This window comes from Sphingobium tyrosinilyticum, from assembly GCF_042654265.1.
GTDB lineage: Bacteria > Pseudomonadota > Alphaproteobacteria > Sphingomonadales > Sphingomonadaceae > Sphingobium > Sphingobium tyrosinilyticum.
The window spans coordinates 1-17,881 of sequence record NZ_JBHSFZ010000031.1 but is presented as its reverse complement, the minus strand read 5'-3'; the positions used below and the strand labels follow the sequence as shown (position 1 = coordinate 17,881).

The following is a 17,881-nucleotide window of genomic DNA, read 5'->3' as shown; positions in this document are numbered from 1 at the left end:
CCCGATCAGCTGATTTACAGACGCTGTTGGGGGACAATTGGCTCCCGCACGGCAGGCCCAACTCGCATTGACAAGGCGGTCTCTGGCCACGGTTTGCCAGCAGGTCGCGCGCCAACTTCTTCTTCAAACTCCCGAAGTGCGGCGTTGTGAAGAGCCTCTCCTGGCAAGGCGGCACCCTTCGCGATCTGCCATGCCCCGTCATCCTTTCGCTGCCAATAAGGTCCTCCGGGATGAACGAGAAAGACCTGCAGCGTTCCCGCGTGCCAGCGATAGGGGAGCGGCCCTGCACTTATTTGTGATGCCATCATCTCTGCATCTCCGCCGCTCACGCAACGCTGTTGAACATACAAGCGGCGGACGTTCAGTGTCCCAGCACCAACGGCAATTTACCGTGCGTTAGCAGACGCCTTGTCACGCCACCAAATGTTTCCATAATCCTTCCGCGTCCAAAGGCGCCCATGATGACATAATCTGCCTTCCATTGGCTGGCCTCTTCCTCGATGATCGCATCCACAGGATGAAGACGGTCGTTGAGAACCCGAATGCTCGCATTCACATTATGACGTGAGAGATATCGTGCCGCATCGCTGGGTTCGGCCTGTATCGAGCCATCCTTGATTGTCATCACCTCCACTTCCTCGGCCAACGCGAGCAAAGGCGTACAGGCGCGCATCGTCGCGATGCATGAGGGGTGGCCATCCCATGCCAGCAGCGCCCTTTTCATGGCAAAGCCCTTAACATCCTGCGGAACGGCCAAGACCGGCACTCTGGCGTGCATCAAAATCTGGCTCGCGATTGTCCGCATGTCCGGAAGAGGGTAGCTGTCCAGTTGCCGGTTGAGGACGACGATGTCTGCAAGGGCTGCCTCTTTCAGAAGACAACTTGCGATTTCCCCGGTGGTATCAACCCAGTCCCAGCTAACATCTTCCTTGCCAAGGCGCGCGCTGATCCTTGCCTTGTTGCGGGTTTCGCTGTCGCGTTCATCGAGCAGGAGGGCGGTTTCGCCAAATCCTGCATAAAGATCGCCGGCGATCACAGGAAATGGTGTGACATCGATGCATTGAACATGGCCGCCAAGGGCACGCGTCAGGTCCAGCGCTGCTTGTAGTCGGGCTTCCTGGCCTTCATCATCGTGCACCAGAAGAAGAACATTCTTCATGATTGCCTCCACTAGAAAGGCATCAGGTTACGATGCGGCATCTGTAGCAGGTATGAGGAAACATACTTAGGCACCCCGCACTCATAGCCACTCCGGCTGGCTCCCTCCCAGAAGCGGCTTGGAAAATTTTTGCCGCCGTAAGTCGATCTTCAACGCCGCAGCATGAACGATACAACGACCAAGACGGTACTGGCGGTACTCGAGTGCGCTCCCGAACAGAGTTCCTTGCTGCCCGCGCAACACCTCAACGCGCGCGATGTCGAAGAGGTTGGTGATGTTCGTGTTGCCCTGGACCACGCCATCGACGACGATGCCGACAGCCGCTTCCGATCCTTTGACGAAGCCGAATGTGCCGATACCGCGGATCATGCCCCCGCCTCCCTGCGCTCCGTCGCCGGCCGGGCCGAACTGTAGCGAAGCGGTGGTGCGCGCGAGGTCGCGGACCTCCACCACCTGCTGCCGGTTCAGTTGCTCGCCGCTTACGACGGCAATTGCGATCGGCACGTCCTGAATACGCTCTACGCGGCGCTGCGCGGTCACTACGATGTCGCTGACGCCGACATTGCTGGTTGCGGCGGCGTCTTGTTCTGCTGACGGCACATCCTGCGCAAGCCCCGGAGCGCAATAGATCAACGAAGCCGTAGCGAGCAGGCGAGCCAGAGACTTGTTCATCATGATCCTCCCTCACTGTTTTTCTTCGATCATGGATTTTCATGGGGCGCGGCTGCCCATGCGGGCTTATCAGGCGCGCTTACCACATCCATTTAATCGGTGATTAGTTTGATGTTGGCGCGGGAACGTCAAGCCCTGCAACAGTTTCGGAAGAGCAGCGGGCCTTCTCGCCAGCGCAAAGCCCGCGCGCCGGGCGTAATTTGATCGCTGATTAAATGGCTATGTCTTTTGCAACATAGGCCATTCAGAGTGAATGGTGAGGCTTCACGCTCCTGATGGTAGGGAGAGTTCCGTGACTATCCGGCAGGCCGTGCCTCTTGCCGCAGCATGGTTCTCGCTCAACAGCAACAAACCACCACAAGATCATCATCACCTAAGCAGATAGCGCCGAAAGCACCGCCCTATGGACGATCTGATGAGCAATATCGACCGTGGCCACCGCGCCCCGGCTGATATGAATCACGCCCTTTCTGCAGATCGAAGAAAAGCCATATATGGCCGACCAGAAGGCGATCACGCGCAGGTCGGCTTCCTCGTCCGACAGGCCGGGCATCGCGTCCACGATCTGCCGCCGCAATCCCGCATGGCCCATCATCTGATATTCCTGCAGCCGCGGGTCGAGCGGCGGCGTGGTGATCTCGCTCTCATACATCAGTTCGACCAGGTTCAGCGGAACTGCACTACGCAGTCAACACGCACTGACCGGCGGCTGCTACCATTAGACCGCGCGCGGTCCTGAGCACAGTCTCCTGACGGGGGCAGCACCATCGTGAGGGCACTCGCCATCATCCCTTGCGCACTCCCTGCCCTCCCGCCAGAAGGACGTCATTCCAGTCCTTGAACCGCGCTGGCGGAAATTCCACTTCGATCAGGCGGCCGGGCATCGCATAGGCTGCCATGGCTTTTGCTGCGCCGATCTCGCCCGCCATGTCATTGTCGGGAAAAAGTACGAGGCGGGTCACATAGGTCGGTATTGCGACCTGGTCCAGGCGCTCAGAGCCAAGTGCCGCCCACACGGGCATGTCGAACAGCATCATCGCTGAAAGCGCGGTTTCGAGACCCTCAGAGAGGCCAAGTGTCTGACCAGACGGTGCCAGTACCACAGCACCCCGATGCGGTCGTCCGAGCATCATTCGGGGGTCGATCAGATCGCGCGCGCGGCGGGCGTCGTCGCGATTAAGAAATGTCCGCTGAATGGCGACAAAGCGGTCACCCTCGTGCACGGCCGCGATCATAGCCGGGCGGTAGTCCAGCCTCTCGCCGCCGCCGAGTGGCGTTCGAGCATGAAAGCGCAAAGCGGGCGGCAAGATCGCGATACGCCGGCGACGAAGATAGATTTCCGCAGGCGTACCGCTCAATTGGCGCGCCGCGTCCCAGACATGCAGGGCACGCTGCCTACGCCATAGATCTGCCGTGAATGACGCAGGAGCCGGGCCGGCCTCCTCGATGCTATCGAGAGCCTTCCCGTCGAGCCTCAGTATTTGGCGAATGACATCGCGTGTATCGCAACCGGCCCAGCATTTGTACAAGAGCGCACTGGTCCCGACCCGGATCGAGAGACTGGGCCTTCTGTCCGGATGGGCGGGACAACGGCACAGGCCTTTTCCGTGTCTCCAGTGGCCGCCCAGCTTGCGGACGAGGGACTCGCCGATCCTGTCAAGATGCGTGCTCATTTGAGGTGGTTCCTGATTGGTTGGACGTGCTCATGAGGTGTTTGCGAACGGCCTCTGACACCATGGGCAGCTAGCCATGCCACTGACACCGGCGGGTTGGGTCCCGGCCAATGACAAGAGCGCTTGGATTTACGGCATTTTCGATTATTAGTTGCCGCGTCCGTCCACAGGCGGGCCGAGGCGTCGAAACCTCGCACCAGTAGGGCCGGTCGAATGCTCCCTCGACCGGATGGCGGGCGCGTATGTCCAGGCCATCCGGCTAAAGGCGCTTGCGCTCGTCTGCTGGCGAGTTTCGAACATCCGGTTCTCAGGGGCCGCACGCCTTGATCCTTCATGAGCAAGGCGTGCCGCCGGCTGAGAGTAGAGGAAATTCACATGGTCACAATCGAAGATGCTACCGCAAGACGATCAAGCGCGATCAAGCTGATGGAGCGGGCGCTGGTGGAATTAGACGCGATGGACGATGCTCTTGGGGCTATGCGTTTGCAGCATGCCATCGACGTTGTTCGCGGGGAGCAGGAGCCCGATCAGCAAGCGGACTAACTCCATGGCCGCCCGTGGAAGCCATGTTCTAAGCATAACCCCTTATTGATCGATTTGATCGATATGCCGAGCGATGCTGGCAAGCGCTTGGGCAAGCGCGCGCTCGCAGGCCGATATATCTTGATCGAGGCGCTTGGCAATTTCGTTGAGATCGAGGCCCCCAAATCGGTGCAGCATGAACACCTGTCGCTGCCTTTCCGGTAATGCCGCGATTGCTTCGACGTAGCGAGAACGGGCGAAATTCGGCAACGATGGCAGGATGAGGCTCCAATCGACCAGAAACTGGGCGTGAACCCAGACCCCCGCAGCCGTCGGCATAACATTTGTTTGTCCGACATCGACGCGCACGCCTGGTGGAATGTCCGCCAGTTGAACTGCCTCGGCCGTCGCAAGGCTAAGAGGAGTTGGTGCCTGCTGCTGCAGGAGGCGATCGATATCGTCGGCAAGCGCGGCATATCGCCGTCGTTGCATCGGCCAGAAGCGCCCGAATAAAGGCTTGCGCAAGGCTGCGGCGATTTCCCGCAGAAGGGGCCCAAGGTGGATCGGGCTGCCGCCGAAGGCGATATTAGTCTCGCCTGGGTCGACGCCCTTGGAGGCGGTTTGATTGGAAGGTTTGGATGACATGACGAACTCCCGATTGAGGGTCCGCCATTTCCTCCCTCTCCCCTCCCCCAGACGTCAGGATGTCACAGGCCAGTGTCCGCTCTATCGGCGACCGCATCGAAAATTTCCACCAAGGCCGATCTCGCCATTTCGGTCAGGCGGATATAGATGCGCCTTCCATCGAGTGTATCCGCTTCACGGGATACCCAGCCCCGCTTCCGAAGAATTCTAATCGCACTTCGCGCGGTTGTGGGTGGCACGTTGGCCGCGCTGGCAAGACTGGAGATCGCAATATTACGGCCTCGACATTCGGAGATGTAGAGGTCCAGCAGCATGTCCCAGGCGGGATCGGCACACAGGTCAAATCCGATATGCCTGCCGACGAGGTGGCGATTGGCAATCAGATTGAGGCATGTTTCGACCCGGCGTTCATGTCGCCGGCTGTCGTCGCTCCGCTCCACCTCATCACCGGCGATATGTGGCGGAACGATCAGCTAGGCAGGAAGGCTGAAAGCAAGCTGCAACGAGCTTAAACGCCAGGACCTCACCCGTGCCGTAAATCCCCTTAACTGTCGCCGATACGGCGAAAATTTTATCTCCCAATGGCCGGCGCATCCCTATTCACCCCATAGCAAAACTGTCACAAATATTTCACGCGGCCGCGCTTCCGCCCATTCCCTGAAAGGGGGTGATTGGATGCAGTTGCCCGCGAAAGGATGGGTCGCAGATGCTTACTTAGTTTTAGGCAACAGGGGACTTACCGATGCTCATGTCACCAAAAATGATCGAGTTCATGGACAGCTGCCGGGCCATCACGGACGAGACCGGCCTTCGCGATATGCTCGGCCAAATGACAAGGGAACTTGGTTTCAATCAGTATGCATTACTCCATCACGTCGATCTGGTGCGGCCGCCCGCGCATTCGATCACATTGCTGGGTTATGAGGACAGCTGGATGGAGCGGATTTTGCGATACCGCTATTTTCACGACGATCCGATATTGGCTGCAAGCAATCGCCGGCTGACCGGCTTTGGTTGGCGGGAGGTGCCCGACATCATCCGTCTCAGCCGGCGTCAGCGCCGGATATTGCACGAAGCACGGGCGCACGGCCTGCGGGATGGCTTTACCGTACCGCTTCAGCTTGCGGGTGAATATCGTGGGACCTGCTCCTTCGCCAGCGACCATCCGATTGAACTCACCGCCGATCTTATCGGTAGCGCCCAACTCGTCGGGACATTCTGCTTCGAGGTCGCCCGCCGGATCACCAACCAGGGCGGCGCATCGACCTCCCAAATACCCGTGCTCACGCAGCGCCAGCTTGACTGTCTCGTTTTCGTGGGCTCGGGCAAGACTAATTGGGAGATCGGAAAGATCCTTGGAGTTTCGGAGGATACCATCCACAAACATGTTTCAAGCGCGATGCGCAAATATGACGTGGGCAAAAGGACACTGCTCGTCGTGCGCGCTTTGTTCGATGGGCAACTGAGCTACAGGGACATGCTGCGGATGCATTAAAGCACCCCTGTTCGGGGAATAGCGCGGAATCACGATCCTTCTCATCCTGCCAATCTCTTAAGGAGGAGGACGAAGATGCTGTCTTTTGAACAGGGTGTATCTGCGCGCGTGCCCGACGCGCTCATGGCCGACATGTATCGGGATCGCAAACGGGTTTTCATCGATTTGCTGGGCTGGGACTTACCGGTTTTGGACGACAAGTTCGAGATAGACCAGTTTGACAGTCCCGATACTCTTTACCTCATCGTGGGGCAGCCGGATGGAACGCATCTGGGATCCATGCGATTGCTGCCAACCGACCGGCCCACGATCATCGGCGATTTCTTCGAGCATCTTTGCGATACCGGGGCGCCCAGGTCCGGGCAGGTCTGGGAGCTATCCCGTTTATGCCTCAGTCCTCGAATTCGCGCGGCGGAGCGTCGCGGTGTCCGCAACCGGTTGCTGACCTCCGCCGTTCAGTTCGCGTTGCGAAATGGCATAAGCGGCTATTGCTGCGTGACGCACGCTTGGTACCTCCCTGAGGTCATGGCCTATGGCTGGCAATGCAGGCCGCTAGGCCTTCCTCAGTTCGACCCGGGCGGAATGGTCGGCGCCTTGGAGATATCGATCAACGAGGAAACGCCCCGCCTGATGGCGGAGGCAGGAACCTGGGACGAGACGCCGGTTCAAACCTACGTCGATGCGGCGCTTGGCGAGGGGGGCGTTCAATGAAGCACGAACCCATTAGCAGTGCGGCACAGCCTCACATCGATATTTTGATGACGCAGGGCTATTGCGTCGTGGACAATGTCATACCCGCAGCAGTTGTCCAGGGACTTGCCTCAGATCTTGGCGGTTGCTTCGCAGCCACGCAGCCGTCACAGGGTCCATTTTACGGCGCTGACACGGTCCGGTTCGGCGGGCTGCTGGATCGCTCCCCCTTGTCCGCCCTGTTCGTGCAACATCCTCTCATTGTCGAAATTGTCGAGGCGATCCTTGGGCCATGGTGCAACAATATTCAGCTCAATCTCACCCAGGCTATTGAGATACGTCCAGGTGCCCAGCAGCAGGTGCCCCATCGCGACCAGGACATGTGGCCTGTGAGCAGGATGTTGCCATGCGACCACGGAGCCGAATATCTGGTGAATGTCATGTGGCCTTTCACAGAGTATCGGCCGGAAAACGGCTCCACGATACTATGGCCGGGAAGTCATCGGCGCCGCAGTGAAGATTTGATCGCTCCGGATCAGGCAACATCGCTGGAAATCGCACCCGGCTCTGCGCTCCTGTTCCTGGGGTCGACGCTACACTGTGGGGGCGCGAACCGGACCGCAGCGGCGCGCAGGGGAATGATCGTTAGCTATGCGTTGGGGTGGCTCAAGCCCTATGAAATCCAGACGCTCGTCTACCCGCCCGAAAAGGCGCGGCGCTTCACGCCCGATCTTGCGCGATTGGTCGGCTACCAGATCCATCGCCCCAATCTGGGAAATGTCGAGGGCCGGTGCCCATCCGAACTGTTGGGCGGTCTACAGCAAAACGGAGCCGTCGATGCTCTCGCTGCCGAGCAGATTGCCCTCATTGAGGCATTCCACGCTCAACGGCCAGCCTGCTAACGGCAAATCCGAGTGCTTCACCCTTCATTCGCTACCGACTGGGATGGGGCGCCGCGACAAATACCAGCGCTCGTCTCTCCAAAAAAGGGCACCGATGAGCACGTCAGTAAGTTCGTAACACGCCCGCCAAGGCGCTCAATGACCGGCTGAACGGCTAATAGGGGCGGCGTTCCCTGTATCAAACGCGGAACGCCACCCGTAAGCCATGGCGCTGATCTGCGCACCGAGCGCGTGACTAATGGGCCGCACGATCTATATCCAAGCCATGTACGACCTAGACACACTTTTTTCGCGGCTTGCGAGGTCGTCTTTCCGCTCCCGTTTCCGTCTGAACACGAAGGACGAAGCCTATCTTCGGGAACGCGGGATCGAAACGGTCCTTGTCCATGCCGCAGACTTCGTCGGGAAGCGGCTTGCCCCGGCAGCCCCAAAGAATGACGGCAAGCAGACGCCGATGCGCGGGCACCCTGTCTTCATAGCCCAGCATGCCACGGCGACCTGCTGCCGCGGTTGTCTGTCCAAATGGCATGCTATTCCACCGGGGCAGGAACTGAGCGCTCAGCAGCAGACCTATGTCGTGGGCGTCATCGAACATTGGCTTCGCTCCAAATATGGACCCTCCCAATAGCCGTTGCGTACCGCACAAAATATAGCTGTTCTCGGAACGTCAGGTTTCAGACGATGCCCTACTCGAAGCGACCGATCTACATTTCAATGGAGTTCTTGCTTTTCCTTTGCCCGCAGCGACCGCTGCCCTTGTGTCGATGATTGCGCGGAAGGTCACCCTTCGTCCCGTCACACCAATGATTAGGTCCAAGTCGTGCACGACCGCGGCATTCCTTTTCAGTCAACGTCACTGAACCCCTGTGCGGCCATCAAAAAGGGCATCCCGCTTCGACGGCAACAGCAAAAGCTTCAAAGCTATGACCATCATCGCCGCCGTCACCACATGATGGCCTTTACGAGTTCGCCTTCAACTTCCTCGAAGCTATATTCTCGATTTGTTCGAAAATGGCCTGGAACCTAGCTGAGGTGAAATCTTCGCAAGTGAGACGTGATCACCCAAAACCGGTCCTGAAGCGAAACCAAATCGCGATATTTACATTTGAGGTCTTTGCGGGCAGATAGCAGCAACATTCTTTTGATATGGGTCCACAACATGGCAGACGACAATCAGACCGACCTTACCGCTCTCACTGTTCAGCTCGTGAGCGCATTTGTTTCCAACAACACTGTCGCGAGCGACAGCCTGGCGGACTTGATCAAGACGACCCGGGCGGCGCTTACTGTTGTGCCGACGCCTGCGGTCGAGGAACCGGCCGTCCCGATTTTCGCGCCCGCTGTGTCGGTACGCAAGAGCCTGTCCTCGCCCGAACACATCATCAGCCTAATCGACGGCAAACCTTACAAGACTTTGAAGCGTCATCTGGCCGCAAACAACCTCACGCCCGAACAGTATCGCGAGCGCTATAAGCTGCCGAAGACCTATCCGCTGGTCGCGCCAAGCTATTCGGACTCGCGCCGCGCTGTCGCGGAAAAGATCGGACTGGGCAAAAAGACAGTCGTCGCTGCCAAGCCCGTCGAAGCTGCACCCGCTCTGGCAGTTGCATCAACTGCAGTGGCTGCGGCAAATACGAAGGCCCCTAAGAAAGCGGCTCCCGCTCCGGCGAAGAAGTCCGCAAAGGCAAATGTCTCGCCTGCTACCAGCGCCGCTCATCCTGCGGCTAAGGCACTGGAGGTCGCCGCCAAACCTACCATGGCCACTGGGAAAAAGACCGCAAAAACGAGAGATGCCCAGCCCAAGGCCACTCCCATGATTGCGAGCGGTGCGATCACCGCTGGTGTCGCGCCTGCCGCCGTGAAAAAGGAAGCGCGCAAGCGCCTGTCGATCGCTGCTCCGACTGAAAAGGTCGACGCAAAGGCCAAGGCCGCTCCCGCATCGAAACCGGCCAGATCCGCCCCGAAGAAAGCAGAGCCGGCTTCTAAGGCGAGCGAACTCGCACCCGTGAAAGCCTGATACAGAGCGGGAGCGCGGCCTTCGGTCTCGCTCCCCTTGCCCGGATTTTTCGAAAGCTGCCGAGGGGCTATATGCCTCCGCAATGGTGCCCGCATCTTGGCCCATCGCTCATTGAGCCCCCCTTTTCTGATTGACGGCGCTGATGGTCACCCAAGAGTGCCGTATACAAATGCCGCTTGCCTCCCCACGACGCGCATGGCTGAGAAGCCCTATCAACCCTGGCATTGGACGCGTCCCTTAACCGCTCTGCAAGCATGACACGCGGCGTTTCGCAGGGTGACCACGTAGTAGCGCACCCGTCGTCCGTCCAAAGCCAATGGTGAAATTTACCTCGACCGCGACAGCGGCGTCTATCGTCAGGGAAACATCATTTGAGGCATATTCTGCCGCGGCAAGGACTGATGAAGATTGCAGTTTGCGCCTACGAAAAAAACAGAAACCTTCCAGCGACATCGTCATCACCTCGGTCACCCCATGATGGAACCCCGACGCATAGAGCCTATGAAGCAGGTGATGTATCGGTAACAAAGGTCGGCTATGCCCCCATCCCTTGACACTGCCGCCCTGCTATGCAGACTGATGAAGCGAGATCGGACTGCCGGCGGCCACTCGTGAATTTTCTCGTCAGGCATCAATCACGCTCGTCCATGACGGCCGAGCGGCCGTACCGGATCAAAGCCCTGCGCTAATGGTGTAGAGCGAACGGCGGCACCAGCATGAGCGGACTGGTCCGGTTTTCCGGATGGTTCGTGTCGGCATGTAGCAGTATCTCATGTTCATCTCGCGCCTTTGCCCATTATTGGGCAGCGATGCAGTGCCTGGAAGGTGTCCAGGCAATGAATGACATTGTTCCAGACGGCCGTGGAGGCCGCGCGCCCATGCCGGCGGCCACAATCGAGGCGCTCTATCGGCATGAATCTAGGCGCCTCCTGCGCTTTTTCTCCCGTCGAACACGGCACGAAGCCGAGGCACAGGATCTCATGCACGACGCATTTCTTCGTTTGTCCCGCGCCAGTATCGAGGGAGACCCCCTCCCCTATTTGTTCAGGATCGCCAGGAATTTGCTCCTCAGCAGCATGCGGCGCCATGCCAGATGGAGGCGCCTTGTCACCGACGTGCCAGTCGATGAAGGCAGCCTGTTTGCGTCGCCCGCAGAGCAGTCATTAAACCTTGAGGCTGAAGACGTGAAGCGACAATATCAAAGGGTTATTGACCAACTGCCTGAGAAAACCAGACGCATCTACCTAATGCATCGCTTGGGCGGGCGAACCTATATCGAGATAGCGCAAGAGATGGATCTGAGCGTCAAGGCGATCGAGTATCACATATCAGCGGCGTTGAAGGCGCTTGTGAGGGGAGTGGATCAGGCATGACCGACGAGAGACCGGATCCGATCGCGCCCCTGGGCAATCAGCTTTATGACGATGCGGCAGAGTGGTTCGCAAAAATGCGCGGCCCTGATGCAAAATCGCATGAGCCCTATTTCAAGGCCTGGCTAGCCCGCGGCGCATTGCACCGGGCGGCCTATAACAAGGTATCGGAGATTTTCACCGACAGTGGGAGAGTGGATGATCCTGATAGACACTGCGCGAATGACAAGCCCCGATTGCGCCCGGGCAAGCGCGGGCTCGCCATGATCGCTCTGTTCATTGCCATGGGTACAATCTCGGCCAAGCTGATGTTCCATACAGCGCTCGATCGCCAGGAGGCCGGGCGGCTGCAGCATGCATCACTCGATCATTTCACCGTTGCGAGCGCCGTCGGCCAGATACGCAGCGTAGCTCTCCCCGATGGATCGTCTATCCTCCTCGATACGAACAGCGAGGTGCAGGTATCGTTCACCGCAACAGACCGGCGACTGAGACTTGTGCGCGGTCGTGCCCGATTTAAGGTTGCTCATGAACAACGCCCCTTCAACGTAGCCGCCGGCGCGGGAACGGTAACGGCGCGCGGCACGATCTTCGACGTGCGTCTCGCCGAAGGTGGGAAAGTATCGGTAGCTCTGCTCCGGGGCGCGGTCGATGTCACCGTGGCCAGTTCTAGAGCCATTTCACGTCAACGATTGCGCCCGGGCGAACAGACAGCCTTTGCCCCTCGCCTGGAAGCCCCTCGACCCATTGCCGACCACGAACCAAATTTGTGGACACAGGCGAAGGGCGAGTTTCATGATGAGCCGCTGATCGACGTTGTGACCGAGGCCAATCGCTACGCCGATCTACCCATCGAGATCGGCGATGTCGAGACAGAGCGGTTGCGCGTTTCTGGGATATTTTCGCTGAAGAACACCAAGGCTTTGAGTATCAAGCTTGCCGCTCTTTTTAACCTGGAGCGAGAGGTGGGCAAGGAGCGGATCATCTTGCGGCGCCGGCAGGACCAAAAAAGATTTCGTCCATGATTAGGGGGAGCCCTCACTGAGGCGTGTAAGCCCGATGAGCCCGGCAAAATGAACAAGCCGGGCCGAAGGGGGCTTTATGAGTATTACCCGCAAACTCCTGCCGACTCTCCTCGCCTCGGTAAGCGTCAATACAGCCGCATTTCCCATCATCGCGTCGGCGCAGCAGGATATCGTCGCCGATTTTGACATTCCGTCGCAGTCCATGGAAACGACCCTGCGGACCATTGCCCAGGCCAGCGGGCTGGAGGTCCTCTATGATGCGCAGGAAATCGGAGATTTGGTGGCTCCTGCCATCAAGGGGCGCATGACCGGGCCGCAGGCTCTTGCCGTTCTGGAGCAGACATCTCCGCTTCAGATTGAATATGCGCAAGGCAGTGCTGTCGTTCACAAGCGCGCCCACGCTGTAGCCGCAGCCCCGAGTGACGGCCAATCAGAGGCCATCATTGTCACGGGTACGCGCATCGCCGGTGCTGAGCCGTCCGCATCCCTCATCACGCTTTCCAAAGAGGCGATGCGCGATGCCGGCCAATATCAGTTGGGCGACGTCGTGCGCTCAGTGCCGCAGAATTTCAACGGTGGCCAGAATCCCGGCGTGCTTGCGGGTAGTCCGACCGCGGCCGACCTGAACGTGAATTCCGCGACCGGCGTAAATTTACGGGGTCTCGGAGCGGATGCGACCTTGACGCTGCTCAATGGAAAGCGATTGGCCTATGATAGCGGGATCGAGTCCATCGACATTTCCGCCATCCCCATGGCAGCTGTCGAGCGGGTGGAAATCCTGACCGAGGGCGCATCCGCTATCTATGGTTCAGATGCCGTCGCGGGCGTCGTGAACGTCATCCTGCAACGCGATTTCGAAGGGCTCGATCTATCGGCGCGGCTTGGAGCGGCGACGGATGGAGGAGATGTCGAACAGCAATATTCCGCTGTCACTGGCGGTCGATGGAACAATGGCGGCTTTCTCATTGCCGCGGAGACGGGTCGAAACACGTCGATCAAGGCCGGCGAACGAAGCTATGGAAGCAATCTTAATCACAGCACCACTCTGCTTCCTGAGCAGAAACATCATGCCATTGCGCTCACCGGACATCAGCAGGTCAGCAAGGATCTGACCTTCGATCTCGATGCACTGTACAACCACCGCACCTCCTTTTTTGCGACCGCCCTCACGCCGACGGCGGATTATCGCCAGTTAGGTTTTCCCACATCGTCCCGCCTCTCATCGTTCGTGATTACGCCGCGCCTTGCATGGGATTTTGCGAAAAGCTGGTCGGTCTCGCTGACCGGCACCTATGGCGAAGACAAGAGTAGTGTCGCGACGGGCTATAATGCCGGCGGCGTGCGCGTGAGCACCAGTGAGGCGCGATACGCCAACTCGATCCTGCTTGGAGAACTGAACCTGGCGGGAAGTCTGTTCAAACTCCCCGGCGGCGAGGCGAAGATCGCGGCGGGTGGAGGATTTCGCCACAACGGCCTTAACTCCCGGCTTCGGACAGTCACACCGACCGCGATCCTTCCCGGAACGACGTTCGATGAGACTCGAAAATCGACCTATGTTTTCGCAGAAGCCAATCTTCCTATCGTCTCACCCGACAATGATGTGCCGGGGATCCATCGTCTAACGCTGACGGGCGCACTGAGGCACGAGCGTTATCGGGCAATCGGAAATGTGACCACGCCAAAGCTTGGCCTGGTTTACGCTCCCGTCGGCGATGTGACTTTCCGGGCCAGTTGGGGGAAATCCTTCAAGGCCCCGACTTTTCGCCAGCTCTATCTGATCCAACGCGGCCAAATCGATCTGCCGAGCTTTTATGGCGCAACAGGCTCGGCAGGCGATACGGTCCTGCAATTGACTGGCGGCAATCTTGATCTTAATCCTGAGAAGGCGGAAACTTGGTCGACAGGTGTCACCGTCAAACCGCATTTCATTCCGGGGCTCAAAGTCGAGCTCAGCTATTTCCATACCGATTACAAAGATCGGGTGGTAACCCCGATTGCAAGCCGCGTGGGTGCGCTGTCGAACCCCTTGTACAGTTCGATCATCACCAGCGATCCGACAATCGCGCAGGTCGAAAGTGCGCTCGCACTGGCGACTGGCGGCTTGCTCAATAATTCCGGCCGGCCGTTCGATCCTGCAAGCGTTGCCTATATTATCGACAATAGAAGCAGGAACGTCGCGCGGCAGGAAATCCAGGGTGTCGATCTCGCCTTGGAATATCATCTCAAGACCAGGGATATTGGCGATCTTCAGTTTTCAGCTTCGATGTCCTACCTCAAGAGCCGCCAACAGCTCTTGCCGGGCCAGGCCCCAGAGCAGCTCGCCGGCACGGTGTTCCGTCCGCCCAGTTGGCGCGCTCGCGCTGGTGTAGCCTGGCAAATCAGCGAGCTGATGTTCGCAGGTTATGTGAATTACACCGACAGCCTTGAAGACCGGCGCTTTGGCGCCATTGCAACGGTCGCTTCCATGACCACGGTCGACACCAATATCCGCTATGAGCCGCACTCGACCGCTCTGCCCGGCATCAGCTTTGCGCTGTCGGTCCTCAACATCTTCAATGCCAAGCCCGACCGCATCAGAACATCGAGCGCCTTTGTCCCAGCCTTTGATTCGACCAACTATTCCGCCATCGGCCGCTATGTCGGCTTTACCGTGGAGAAAAGCTGGTGACCGGCCTCCTTCTCGCGCTCGCCGCCTCGGTAATTTCCGCACCGGCGCAGCCCTCTTGCGCTGATGTTCCCCAAGGCAAAGTTTCGGCCGCCGTCAGCCGGTTGATGACCCCAGACGACCTTGCCCGTCTGCGCGATTTCGGTGAGCCATCCGACTCGCAATCGGATGTTGGCTTAAGTGTTTCGCCTGACGGTGGGCAAGTTGCCTTCCAGATCCGTCAAGCGGACCCTGTCAGCAACAGCTACTGCCTTTCCATGATCGTGATGCCCATAGACGGGCATGGAGAGGCCCGCATTGTCGATCGCGGCGGCGAGTTGATCCTCCGGCAGGATCCGCAATGGGACCTTGGGCCCTACCCTTCGGGCAACGCCAAGGCCATAAAACCTGCCTGGTCGTCCGACGGACGTTCGCTGGCGTACCTCAAGCAGGTAGACGGCCAGGTGCAGGCCTGGGTTGCTGACGCGGGGGGCGGAGGATCGCGCGCCGTCACCACCGGTCCTGCCAATGTGGTCGCGCTGAAATGGGTGAAGGACGCGCGCGTAATTGACGTGACGTTCGAGGATCTGACTGCTCTCAAACAAGCGGATGCCCAGGAAGCACGCCGGGGCTATCATCTCGACGATCGCTTTGTTCCGATCACGAGAGATCGTCCATTTTTCGTAGCGCCCCTTCCCCAGCATAAAGAAGCCATCCCGGTCAGTCCATTCCCGACATCTTCTTTCACAAAGTCAGAGGACGTCGGGACAGCGCCAACGCCCCCTCCGCATTGGCTGGCCTTTGTCATTGTTGATCAGGGCGCGGCCGTGTCGATTGAGGAGCTTGCCCGGAAGGCGGGAATAACGAGAAGCTGCCCGGATGCCGCCTGCAGCGGACGAATTCTCGCAGCATGGCAGGCTGCCGACCGCCAATCTCTTCTATTCCTCCGGCGTGTGGGCCGCGCCAATGGCGACATGGCGCTGTATCAATGGCGGCTCGACAAGGGCAAGGTGATCGAGCGTTTCCGAACCGCTGGTCTTCTCCTGGGCTGCGAGCCTGCTCAAGATATGCTGGTCTGCGCACAGGAGGAAGCGACCGTCCCGAGGAGGATCATCAGGCTCAATCCGCAAACAGGTGCGACAAGCCTGGTCTTCGATCCGAACCCCGAATTCAAACAGTTCCGTTTGGGGCCGGTTCGCCGACTATTCTGGAGCAATGATCGCGGCATCGAAACCTATGGCGATCTTGTCCTTCCGCCCGAAAGCCGGAAAGGCGGGAAGCTTCCACTGATCGTCACAACCTATCGCAGCCGCGGCTTTCTTCGCGGGGGCACCGGAGATGAATATCCGATCCAACCTCTGGCGGCACGGGGCTATGCGGTTCTGAGCTTCGATGAACCCCGACACATTGCATCATTTGTAAAGACAAGCTCGCAGGCGGAATATAATGCGATCAACCGGAAAAACTGGGCGAACCGGCGCAGCATCCAGTCCTCCCTGGAAGCGGGCATCGCGACGGTCGAGCGGCTCGGCCTGACCGATCCGACACGGAGGGCCATCACGGGCCTGAGCGAAGGAGCGTCCATTCTGTGGTTCTCGCTCATCAACAGCAATCTCTTTGCCGCAGCATCCGTGAGTCACTGTTGTGAAGAACCCATCAGTTCGATGGCCCTGTTGGGAGAACGCGGCGCAAAGGGCTTCGAGGCAGGTGGCTACCCGCTCCTGTCGGACAATGATCAGCCCTTCTGGGCCAATATGTCGGTTTCCCGCAATGCAGCGAAGATTTCCACTCCCATTTTGTTCAATCTTGCCGACGCCGAATATCTGCATTCCCTGGTATCGATCCGGGCATTGCGTTTTTTTGGTCAACCGGTCGACGCCTATGTCTTCCCGGACGAGCAGCATATCAAGTGGCAAGCTGCCCACCGCCTCGCCGTTTATGAGCGCAATATCGCCTGGTTCGACTTCTGGCTGAAGGGCATCGTGCCAGGGGATGCAGAGACCGCAAAGCGATGGACGCTGCTGCGCGACAGGAAGCCCATGGCCGAGAACAAGGCGGGCTGACGGGGCATGACAATCTAAGGAAGGCTAGACCAATGCCGACACCAGGCTTCGGTGTCGGCGAGTTGAAGCAGTCTTAGACTGCGCGGTCCGCTTTGCTGCATGACATTGTCCAAAGCATTGGAAACCGCTGCCACATCGATCACCTGTTGCTCGGCGAGGACCCCGCCGAGCAACATTTCCCGCATCTGCGAACGATATTTCGACAGGAGTTGTGAAGAGAAATTGGTTGGGCCGGATTTTGCCTTTCGGTTTAAAATCGCTGGCGGCAGGTCTGACGAAAAGGCTTCACGCGCGACCGCGCGATTGCGCCCGCCACGCACCCAGGCCCAGGTCGGAATGCGAAGACAGGCTTCGACGACCGGCTGCGCGATCAGGGGATTGAGCATCGGCGGGCCGTCAGCATCGAATGGACTTTCGATACTCTCCTGGACGCGGAGCAGCATCCCTACATGGAATGCCTTTCCCGGGGGCGTACCCTTTGGGCAATCGAGCCAGCTATGGCTCGGAAGTCGAACGTTTTCGGCCTGAGCCAGCAAATCCGTGTTGATCGTCCAGGCATGGCGCGCTGGCCGCCGGACGCGCCTCCAGATGCTTTTGAGACCTTCACCGAGAGAGCAGCCTGTCAGTTCACCTATATTCTCAAACGTTGCCAGGGTGGCGAGCAGCGACCGGCGGGCGTCTAGGCTGTCGATCACCGCGTTCATCGACTGAGTGGAACAGAAAACCTGGTCCCCACCGCTTCCATTCACCAGCACATCGGCGTCCATCTCTCTGACAAGGGGGGCGGCGAGCTTGCCCATCGCCTGGAAGAGAGGCCGCCTCTTGGGCCGGGGGAGATGAGGGGCCACGCAGGTCGTGAAGTCCACCAGGGAAGGATCAAGAAACTGCTCTACCAGAGGATAGTTGTCAATCGGCACCGGATATTCACCCCGATAAGCGCCCAACATTGACCCCCTGATAGTGCGCAGGATCGTCGGCATGGGGGTGAGGCGGCGGAGGGCGTA

At 58.9% G+C, this 17,881-nt stretch carries 18 protein-coding genes; 10 read left to right on the top strand and 8 right to left on the bottom strand.

Annotated features, from left to right (window positions below; translation table 11 throughout):
* Nucleotides 1–14: 14 nt before the first annotated feature.
* The 5 genes from ACFO3E_RS14590 to ACFO3E_RS14570 all read right to left on the bottom strand — a co-directional run bounded on the left by ACFO3E_RS14590 (nt 15) and on the right by ACFO3E_RS14570 (nt 3,504).
* Nucleotides 15–305, bottom strand: a complete 291-nt coding sequence (locus ACFO3E_RS14590) for an NUDIX domain-containing protein (RefSeq protein ID WP_380805659.1) — start codon at nt 303–305, stop codon at nt 15–17.
* Between the two features lie 56 nt (nt 306–361).
* Complete coding sequence (locus ACFO3E_RS14585) at nt 362–1,159, bottom strand: universal stress protein (protein ID WP_380805571.1); 798 nt, start codon at nt 1,157–1,159, stop codon at nt 362–364.
* Between the two features lie 81 nt (nt 1,160–1,240).
* A complete protein-coding gene (locus tag ACFO3E_RS14580) occupies nt 1,241–1,834 on the bottom strand; it encodes a TonB-dependent receptor plug domain-containing protein (RefSeq protein WP_380805569.1) in 594 nt (197 codons plus the stop codon).
* 370 nt (nt 1,835–2,204) lie between these two features.
* Complete coding sequence (locus ACFO3E_RS14575) at nt 2,205–2,483, bottom strand: hypothetical protein (protein WP_380805566.1); 279 nt, start codon at nt 2,481–2,483, stop codon at nt 2,205–2,207.
* Between the two features lie 133 nt (nt 2,484–2,616).
* A complete protein-coding gene (locus ACFO3E_RS14570; RefSeq protein ID WP_380805564.1) occupies nt 2,617–3,504 on the bottom strand; it encodes a DUF7146 domain-containing protein in 888 nt (295 codons plus the stop codon).
* Between the two features lie 375 nt (nt 3,505–3,879).
* Between ACFO3E_RS14570 and ACFO3E_RS14565 the strand changes: the two genes are divergently transcribed.
* On the top strand, nt 3,880–4,047 hold the full coding sequence (locus ACFO3E_RS14565) for a hypothetical protein (RefSeq protein ID WP_380805561.1): 168 nt from the start codon (nt 3,880–3,882) through the stop codon (nt 4,045–4,047).
* 42 nt (nt 4,048–4,089) lie between these two features.
* Here the strand turns inward: ACFO3E_RS14565 and ACFO3E_RS14560 are convergent, their stop codons facing one another.
* Nucleotides 4,090–4,671: an RNA polymerase sigma factor gene (locus tag ACFO3E_RS14560; RefSeq protein WP_380805559.1), complete on the bottom strand. Its 582-nt coding sequence runs from the start codon at nt 4,669–4,671 to the stop codon at nt 4,090–4,092.
* 62 nt (nt 4,672–4,733) lie between these two features.
* Nucleotides 4,734–5,111, bottom strand: coding sequence for a MarR family transcriptional regulator (locus tag ACFO3E_RS14555; protein ID WP_156518595.1), 378 nt, complete (start codon nt 5,109–5,111; stop codon nt 4,734–4,736).
* A 320-nt stretch (nt 5,112–5,431) separates the two neighbouring features.
* Between ACFO3E_RS14555 and ACFO3E_RS14550 the strand changes: the two genes are divergently transcribed.
* From ACFO3E_RS14550 to ACFO3E_RS14510, 9 genes are all read left to right on the top strand, one after another.
* On the top strand, nt 5,432–6,166 hold the full coding sequence (locus ACFO3E_RS14550) for a LuxR family transcriptional regulator (RefSeq protein ID WP_380805556.1): 735 nt from the start codon (nt 5,432–5,434) through the stop codon (nt 6,164–6,166).
* Between the two features lie 75 nt (nt 6,167–6,241).
* Nucleotides 6,242–6,877: an acyl-homoserine-lactone synthase gene (locus ACFO3E_RS14545; RefSeq protein WP_380805553.1), complete on the top strand. Its 636-nt coding sequence runs from the start codon at nt 6,242–6,244 to the stop codon at nt 6,875–6,877.
* Nucleotides 6,874–7,758 (top strand): phytanoyl-CoA dioxygenase family protein, encoded by an 885-nt coding sequence (locus ACFO3E_RS14540; protein WP_380805551.1) that lies wholly within the window; start codon nt 6,874–6,876, stop codon nt 7,756–7,758. Before ACFO3E_RS14545 ends, ACFO3E_RS14540 begins: the two co-directional genes overlap by 4 nt.
* Nucleotides 7,759–7,996: 238 nt before the next feature.
* A complete protein-coding gene (locus ACFO3E_RS14535) occupies nt 7,997–8,386 on the top strand; it encodes a DUF4186 domain-containing protein (protein WP_380805549.1) in 390 nt (129 codons plus the stop codon).
* A gap of 531 nt (nt 8,387–8,917) precedes the next feature.
* Nucleotides 8,918–9,775: a Ros/MucR family transcriptional regulator gene (locus tag ACFO3E_RS14530; protein ID WP_380805548.1), complete on the top strand. Its 858-nt coding sequence runs from the start codon at nt 8,918–8,920 to the stop codon at nt 9,773–9,775.
* Between the two features lie 836 nt (nt 9,776–10,611).
* On the top strand, nt 10,612–11,148 hold the full coding sequence (locus ACFO3E_RS14525) for a sigma-70 family RNA polymerase sigma factor (protein ID WP_380805545.1): 537 nt from the start codon (nt 10,612–10,614) through the stop codon (nt 11,146–11,148).
* Nucleotides 11,145–12,170 carry a FecR family protein gene (locus tag ACFO3E_RS14520; protein ID WP_380805544.1) on the top strand — a complete coding sequence of 342 codons (1,026 nt, stop codon included), beginning with the start codon at nt 11,145–11,147 and terminating at the stop codon, nt 12,168–12,170. Before ACFO3E_RS14525 ends, ACFO3E_RS14520 begins: the two co-directional genes overlap by 4 nt.
* A gap of 76 nt (nt 12,171–12,246) precedes the next feature.
* Complete coding sequence (locus ACFO3E_RS14515) at nt 12,247–14,838, top strand: TonB-dependent receptor plug domain-containing protein (RefSeq protein ID WP_380805541.1); 2,592 nt, start codon at nt 12,247–12,249, stop codon at nt 14,836–14,838.
* Entirely contained in the window at nt 14,835–16,877 is a 2,043-nt protein-coding gene (locus tag ACFO3E_RS14510; protein ID WP_380805539.1) for an Atxe2 family lasso peptide isopeptidase, read from the top strand. Before ACFO3E_RS14515 ends, ACFO3E_RS14510 begins: the two co-directional genes overlap by 4 nt.
* 14 nt (nt 16,878–16,891) lie before the next feature.
* On the opposite strand, the gene ACFO3E_RS14505 is transcribed toward ACFO3E_RS14510, so the two are convergent.
* A partial coding sequence (locus ACFO3E_RS14505) for an asparagine synthase-related protein (RefSeq protein WP_380805536.1) occupies nt 16,892–17,881 on the bottom strand: 990 nt, incomplete at its 5' end.